Origin of the sequence: Plantactinospora alkalitolerans (genome assembly GCF_015690345.1) — a bacterium.
Classification (GTDB): Bacteria; Actinomycetota; Actinomycetes; order Mycobacteriales; family Micromonosporaceae; genus Plantactinospora; species Plantactinospora alkalitolerans.
Map to the genome: position 1 here is coordinate 38,044 of NZ_JADPUN010000165.1, position 6,719 is coordinate 44,762.

A 6,719-nucleotide genomic window follows, 5' to 3' on the forward strand; every position below is an offset into this window, starting at 1 on the left:
CCGGTCCGGTGGGGGCCTGCCGAATCTGGTTCCATGGTCGGCGTGGCGGACAGCGAGCACTCCACCCGGTGGGCGGCACGGGCCATCGGGCGTCTGACAACCGAGTCCGAACAGGCGGGACCGACCCCGCTGGTGCCGTTTCGGCTGCCGCCCGAGTGGGGTGTCGCGCTATACCTCAAGGACGAGTCGGCGCAGCCCACCGGCAGCGTCAAGCACCGCGCGACCAGGGCGATGTTTCGGTACGCCATCGCGTCCGGCCGGATCACCGAAGGCACGACGGTGGTGGAGGCCACCGGAGGCAACGCCGCCGTGGCGCAGGCGTACTTCGCCCGACTGCTCGGCCTGCCGTACGTCGCGGTGATGCCGGGCAGGGCCGATCCGGCTCGGGCCGCCGCCGTCGAGGCGCTGGGCGGGCGGTGCGAGTTCGTCGTACCGCCGCTGGCGATCTACGAGACGGCCCGGCGCCTGGCGGCCGACGTCGGCGGTCACTACCTCGACCAGTTCACCTGGGCCGAGCGTGCCATCGACTGGCGCGGCGACAGCCTCGCCGGTGAACTCTTCGACCAGCATCGGGAGGTGGCCGGCGACGATCCGCAGTGGGTCGTGGTCGGAGCGGGTACGGGTGCCACCTCGGCGGCGCTGGGCCGGCACATCCGGTACCACGGGCTGCCGAGTCGACTTGCGGTCGTCGACCCGGAAAACTCCGCGTACTTTCCCGGCTGGGCCAGCGGAGCCGCCGACTACGGCACCGGGATGCCGTCCCGGATCGAGGGCATCGGTCGGCCCCGGATGGAGCCGGGCTTCGTACCCGCCCTGATCGACCTCGTGATCCCCGTCCCCGATGCGGCCAGCGTCGCCGCCGCCCGGGCGGTACGGGCGCGTACCGGGCTGGCGGTCGGCGGATCCACCGGGACCAACCTGTGGGGAGCGCTGCACCTTGTCGCCGAACTGCGGGACCGGGGCGTCGGGGGCTCGGTGGTGTCCCTGGTGGGCGACGCCGCCGATCGGCACCTGCGTACGTACCACGACGACGGGTGGGTGGCGGGCAGGAACCTCGACCCGGCCCCGTACGCCGCGGCGATCGAGGGCTTCCTCGCCGGTGGCCGCTGGTTGCCACCGGATCGCAGCGCGCACTGAGCCGGACTCCCGGAGCCCGGGTGCAGGGCCGAGGTCGGGCGCCCTCAGCGGTCGGGCGCTGTTTCGGCGGCGGGGTGCCGGGGACAGCCGCGCAGCGCGTACGCGAGCAGGCCGGTCACCCCCAGGACGGCGGCGCAGGTGGTGGCGGCGGTGGTGCCGGCCGGTTGCACCAGCCAGCCGAGGATCTGCATCGATACCTCCGGGCTGGCGTGTACCAGTGGCAGGACCGAGACGAGAGTCCAGGTCAACGGGGCGATCCAGGAGCGGGCGGTGCCGAACAGAGCGGCGCCGAGGGCGGCGAGTCCGAGCAGGCCGGCAGTGTTGCGCAGCACGAGGCCCACCGGTGCGAAGCGCGCGTCGGTGAGCGTGCTGAGCAGCAGCAGCGCGACGATCGCGGTGGCGACGAGGAGCAGGTGTCCGGCCCGGCGGGTCGGCCAGTTGATCGACGCGGTCTGGTCGAGGGCGTCGTCGGCGCCGCCGAGGGTGGGGGCGAGCGCGGCCACCGCGAGCATCACGGTGAGGCTCACCCCTTTAGCGTCGATGGTCGGGGTGTCGGAGTAGACCAGGCACAGTGCCCAGACACCCGTGATCGCCGCTGTCGCGGTGGCCAGCGCGAGGGGAACCCGGCGGGAGCGCAGGTACAGCCGGAGGAACCTCATGGGCCGTCCGTGGGCAGGATCGACCTGAGGGCGTCGGTCCGGCAGGCCAGCGCCGCATCGCGGGCCTCCACCATCCGGCGTTCTTGCTCGGCCTCCGGCAGCCCGATGAGCGTCTGGTAGGCGGCGGACACCCGCTCGGGGTCCCCGGGTACCCACCAACTCTGCGCCACAGGCAGTTGACCGGTCAGCCAGGCGGCGGCCACCGTCCGCGCGAGGTACGCGTCCTGGTCCTCCTGCTGGCCGCCGCAGTCCTGCCGCCAGGCGGCCTCGAGCAGGCCCGGCAGGAAGTCCGCGTCCGTAAGGTCGGCGCGCCCGGTACGCCCGATCGGGGGAGCGTCGAAGACGAGCGTGTGGGCCCGATCCGCCTTCGCCGCCGGGGCAGCGTCGTCCGGTTGCGCCCAGGACTGGACCCGGCGGGTTTCCACCGCTCGGCTGGGGGCGCCCGGCAGCTTCGCCGCCATCATCGTCAGGGCCAGCCGGGCCGGGCCGACGACGTCGGGCAGCAGCCCGGCGTGTGCCCGGGTGACGCAGACCTGCCAGCCGTCGTTGTCGCAGACCAGCTCGGCGGCGTCCGGGTCGACGGCGGCGGCCGCGTCGTAGCCGCCGGTGGGCATGAGCGGTATCGCGACGGCGGCGCCGAGCACCGCCGGAAGCACGGCGAGCGTGATGGCGCGACGGCCGACCGCGCCGAGCAGCAGCAACCCGGTGGCCGCGAGGGCCGCCAGCCACAGCGCCTGGGTGAGGTTGACCCGGGCCACGACCGTCTGGAGGTCGTCCAGGCCGCCGATGTAGACCGGGGTGAGCAGCAGGGCCGCCGGATCGGACCGATCCTCGACCATGGAGGCGACGGACAGGTAGTCGGGCAGCAGCGCCAGCAGGGCCACCGACACCACCGCGAGCGCGGGCGCGGTGACCAGCCGGGGCATCGCCCGGCCGGCTGCCATACCCAGCCAGCCGGCGGCGATCAGGGACAGCACGCCGACGGCGCTGACGGCGATCGCGGCGATCGGAAAGTACCCGGCGGTCGGCAGGACCCAGGCCGCCCCGATGAGGAGCATCAGGATGTACGCGGTCACCAGCGTGATCGCGAGCGCGCCCGCGGTCGGTAGGACGCGTTGCCACCGTGGCCTGGCGGTACTGGTGAACAACTCGTCGACCCGGCTGCGGCTGTCCCGCCGGCCCAGCCACGCCCCGCCGGCCAGCGCCAGCGGGCACATCACCATCAACAACGACCGGCCGGACACCGCGAGTTGCATCCACCGCCCGGCAAACCCCTCGGTGTACGACAGCAGCGTCGCCGTAGCGACCACCAGCGACAACAGGGCGACTCCCAGCGCCGCCGAGCGCCGCAGCTCGATGCGCAGAATCCGGCCCATCATCCCGCCACCTGCCCCCGGTACGCGTGCAGCAACGCCGAGTAGCCACGTTCGGTGGCGCTGTCACCGGCGTTCCCGGCCCCGCCCTGCCGGGCCAGTTCCGCCGTACTGCCCTGCCAGACCAGCCGGCCCTCGTGAAGCAGCACCACGTCGGTGCAGGCCACCGCGACGTCCTCGACCAGATGGGTGGAGACCAGCACGCAACTGTCCATGCCCAGCTCCCGCAGCAGGTCACGGAAGCCCATCCGCTGCTCCGGATCCAGGCCGACGGTCGGCTCGTCGAGCAGTAGCACCTGCGGGTCGTTGACGAGGGCCTGCGCGATGCCGGCCCGCCGCAGCATGCCGCCGGACAGCGTCTTCATCCGGGAGTCGGCGCGGTCGGTCAGGCCCACCCGTTCGATGGCCCGCTGGACGGCACCGGGGACGACCGCGCTCGGCATCTCCTTGAGCCAGGCCATGTACTCGACGAACTCCCGGACGGTGAAGCGGGGGTAGAAGCCGAAGTGCTGCGGCAGGTAGCCCAGGCTGCGGCGTACCCGACGCGGGTCCGCGCGGCCGGTGAGGTCGTCGCCGAGCAGGGTCAGCCGGCCGCCGGCCGGCTTCACCACCGTGGCCAAGGCGCGCATCAGCGTCGTCTTGCCGGCGCCGTTGGGGCCGAGCAGCCCGTGCACGCCGGTGCCCAGCGCCAGGTCGAGCCCGTTGACCGCCAGATGTCGTCCGGCCCGGACGACCAGATTCTCGGCGTGCACCGTCCACGGGTAGGTGGTCGGTGCGATCTCCGCCGCGCTGACCGCGCGCATCATGATGTCTCCATTCGTCGGGCAGCGCGGATGCGCCACCTGGATGGGTTGTCGTGAAGATGTTCGGTGTCGCGGTCTGCCCCCGGCCGGGCGTCGGGGAGGGTGCTGGCCCGGCCGGGGGCGTTCCCCCCGGAACCGAATCGGGTACGGCCGGCGCCGGAACTGCCTCGGGTACGACTGACGCCGGAACCGTCTCAGGTACGGCCGGCGCCGAGATGGCGGTGGTCGGCGGCCCGGACGAGCACCACGGCCAGCAACGCCACGGTGATCACCGCCCAGCCGGGCCAGCTTCCGCCGGCCAGGATCGCCGGCAGCCGCCTGCCGGCCAGACTCGGCGCCACCACGGCGGCGGACCAGGCGACCGCCAAGCCGAGCGCGGCGACGTCCACCCCCACCAGCCCGCCCAACGCCAGGCTTCCGGCGGTGAAGGCCAGCGCCGGCAGCAACCACAGGGCCGGCGACTGTCCGGTCCACCAGCCCGCCACCGCCAGGACCGGAACGACCACCGCCAGCACCGCCAACGTACGGCGCAGCAGCAGCCACAGCCCGGCCCGGGGCATCGTGGCCAGTAGTTCCCAGGCCGGATCGGTACGCCGGCTCCAGGCGGCGGCCACCGGCAGCAGCGGCGCCACCGGCGAGAGCAGCAGCACCAGCGACGGCAGGCTCTCGAAGGTCCGCTCGAAGACGACGGCGGCCAGCATCAGTCCGGCCGCCGTGGCCAGCCAGGGCAGCACCCGGGCCGCGACCCCGGTACGCCGCAACCGCCGACGGCGCACCGGACCCGGGCCGGTGGCGATCCCGTCGGCGATTCCGTCGGCCACCCGGCCCAGCAGGTCCCGGGTGCCCGGGTCGACGGCGTCCGCCAACAACGTCCGGCAGGCGGCGCAGGACTCCAGGTGTGCCTCCACGGCCCAGACGGTCGCGTCGTCGACGTCGGCGGCGCCCACGGCGTACCGGGAGATCAGGGCGGAGGTCGGATGAGTGGTCATGACAGCGCCTCCCGCAGGGCGATCCGGGCCCGCCGCGCGCGGGTCTTCACGGTCCCTTCCGGCATACCGAGCAGCAGCGAGGTCTCCCGGGCGGTCAACCCGTCGAGCACCATCGCCCGTAGCACCTGACGCAGCTCCGCCGGCAGCGCCAGCAGGGCCCGCTCCAGGTCGGCGTCCATTCCGCCGGCCAGTGCCTCCTCCTCGGCCGCCGGAGCCACCGGCTCGAAGGTCCGCACCGCCGGCATGCGCTCCCGCCGGGCCCGCTGCCGGAACGCGTCGACGAGTCGATGGGCGGCGATCGTCCACAACCAGCCCAGCGCGCTGCCGCCGGTCGAGGCGTGCGCCTGACTGCCGGCCGAGCGCCACACCGCCAGGTAGGTGTCCTGGAGCACCTCGGCAACCACGTCCTCGTCGGCGCACCGCCGACGCAGCCGTACGGTCAACCAGGGCGAGGTACGCCGGTACAACTCGTCGAAGGCACGCCGGTCGCCCCGAGCGACGCGGCGCAGCAGCTCGCCCTCGTCGAGTTCGTCCAGGCTTCGTCTCACATCAGGCAAGACGACGGGTACCCCCGGATCGGTTCTCTCCTGCCAGTGACCCGCGTCACATTCACGCTGTCGATGCGCGAGGCCTCGGCGCCCGCAACCAGGGTGCCATGGTGGTGAGACCCGACAGCATCAGAAGCTCTACCTGCACAGCGGGCCCTCCTGAACCCGGTGCACAACCACAAGGTCCTCCGTCAATCCATTCCGGTGATGTCGCGTAGCTCGTCGTCGGTCGGCCGCCTGGACCGCATCAGCGCCTGGATCGGCGGCGGTATGTACCCCGGGTCGTGGACTTCGAGCCACGGGCCGGCTGTCCGGATCCGGTCGCAGTCCGGCAGTCCGCAGGGGCGGCAGCCGTCGACGGCGCTGGGCCAGTGCGCGGCCATCACCTGACGGGCCACGACCGTGACCATTTGCCGGGCATCGGGGCGTGCCGCCGCCGGCTCAGCGACGACAACCCACAGTGCCCACTCGGCGGTCGGGCACCAGTCGAGCCGGCAGGCTCCGCAGTCGCCGCCACTGGCGTGCGTGCTGATGATGTCGTACGCGGCGTCTATCGCCGCCCCGTGCGGACCCTCGGTCATCCCCATGAGCGGGACCGGGCCATCTTGCGGCGTACGACGGCGAGTAGCGCCAGGCATCCGCCGCGCCGTCCACACTCGGTGCACCGGCCGCCACCCCGGTGCTGCCGTTCTATCCACCGGTCCGCCCGCCAACGGGCCCATGCATCCATCGCTGTGATCCCCTTCCGGACGTGGCGCCCCGGATCACCGATCACGGAGCGCCACTCGCCACCTGTTCCGGCGCCGGTCCGGAGAGCCCCGTACAAGGCCCCGGACCGGCGGGGACGCGCACCCTGACTGCGACTGACCAGGCCCTACGGCCGGTCGGCACGTCCCACACGCAACGTAGGCGAGCTAGCTAGGTCGGGGAACGACGTTCTAGGGACGGACTGGACGTTTATCGCTACGCTCCCAGAAACGTCCCAGACGTCCTAGCGAGGTGGCCACGTGCCGAACCACGCACTACGAGATGCACTAGCTGTACTGCCCAGGGAGGTTGGTCGAGATTGTGTGACGACACGACCTGATGTCGTAGGTAGGTGAAGGCCTCCGGTTGTGGAGTGGAGCTGTCTAGGAACCGCTCCGCCAACCAGGAGGCCTTCGTGTCCCACGCTAACGCTGCCTTGACCCCGCGCGCACGTCTGCGTCTG

At 72.7% G+C, this 6,719-nt stretch carries 7 protein-coding genes; 1 reads left to right on the forward strand and 6 read right to left on the reverse strand.

Translation table 11 applies throughout. The features are described 5' to 3' along the window. The first annotated feature begins 33 nt into the window (after positions 1 to 33). A complete protein-coding gene (locus I0C86_RS17135; protein ID WP_196202234.1) occupies positions 34 to 1,137 on the forward strand; it encodes a PLP-dependent cysteine synthase family protein in 1,104 nt (367 codons plus the stop codon). A 44-nt stretch (positions 1,138 to 1,181) separates the two neighbouring features. Here I0C86_RS17135 and I0C86_RS17140 read toward each other — a convergent pair whose 3' ends face one another. The 6 genes from I0C86_RS17140 to I0C86_RS17165 form a co-directional block, all read right to left on the reverse strand. Continuing rightward, positions 1,182 to 1,796, reverse strand: coding sequence for a hypothetical protein (locus tag I0C86_RS17140; RefSeq protein WP_196202235.1), 615 nt, complete (start codon positions 1,794 to 1,796; stop codon positions 1,182 to 1,184). Beyond that, on the reverse strand, positions 1,793 to 3,175 hold the full coding sequence (locus I0C86_RS17145; protein ID WP_196202236.1) for a hypothetical protein: 1,383 nt from the start codon (positions 3,173 to 3,175) through the stop codon (positions 1,793 to 1,795). Before I0C86_RS17145 ends, I0C86_RS17140 begins: the two co-directional genes overlap by 4 nt. Then, the gene (locus I0C86_RS17150; protein WP_196202237.1) at positions 3,172 to 3,975 is read right to left on the reverse strand and encodes an ABC transporter ATP-binding protein; all 804 of its coding nucleotides are present in this window, start codon (positions 3,973 to 3,975) and stop codon (positions 3,172 to 3,174) included. Before I0C86_RS17150 ends, I0C86_RS17145 begins: the two co-directional genes overlap by 4 nt. 191 nt (positions 3,976 to 4,166) lie before the next feature. Further along, positions 4,167 to 4,961, reverse strand: coding sequence for a zf-HC2 domain-containing protein (locus tag I0C86_RS17155; RefSeq protein WP_196202238.1), 795 nt, complete (start codon positions 4,959 to 4,961; stop codon positions 4,167 to 4,169). Continuing rightward, complete coding sequence (locus I0C86_RS17160; protein ID WP_323373693.1) at positions 4,958 to 5,509, reverse strand: RNA polymerase sigma factor; 552 nt, start codon at positions 5,507 to 5,509, stop codon at positions 4,958 to 4,960. The genes I0C86_RS17155 and I0C86_RS17160 overlap by 4 nt, the downstream gene beginning before the upstream one ends. Before the next feature lie 191 nt (positions 5,510 to 5,700). Next, positions 5,701 to 6,090, reverse strand: a complete 390-nt coding sequence (locus I0C86_RS17165) for a hypothetical protein (RefSeq protein WP_196202239.1) — start codon at positions 6,088 to 6,090, stop codon at positions 5,701 to 5,703. Positions 6,091 to 6,719: the final 629 nt, after the last annotated feature.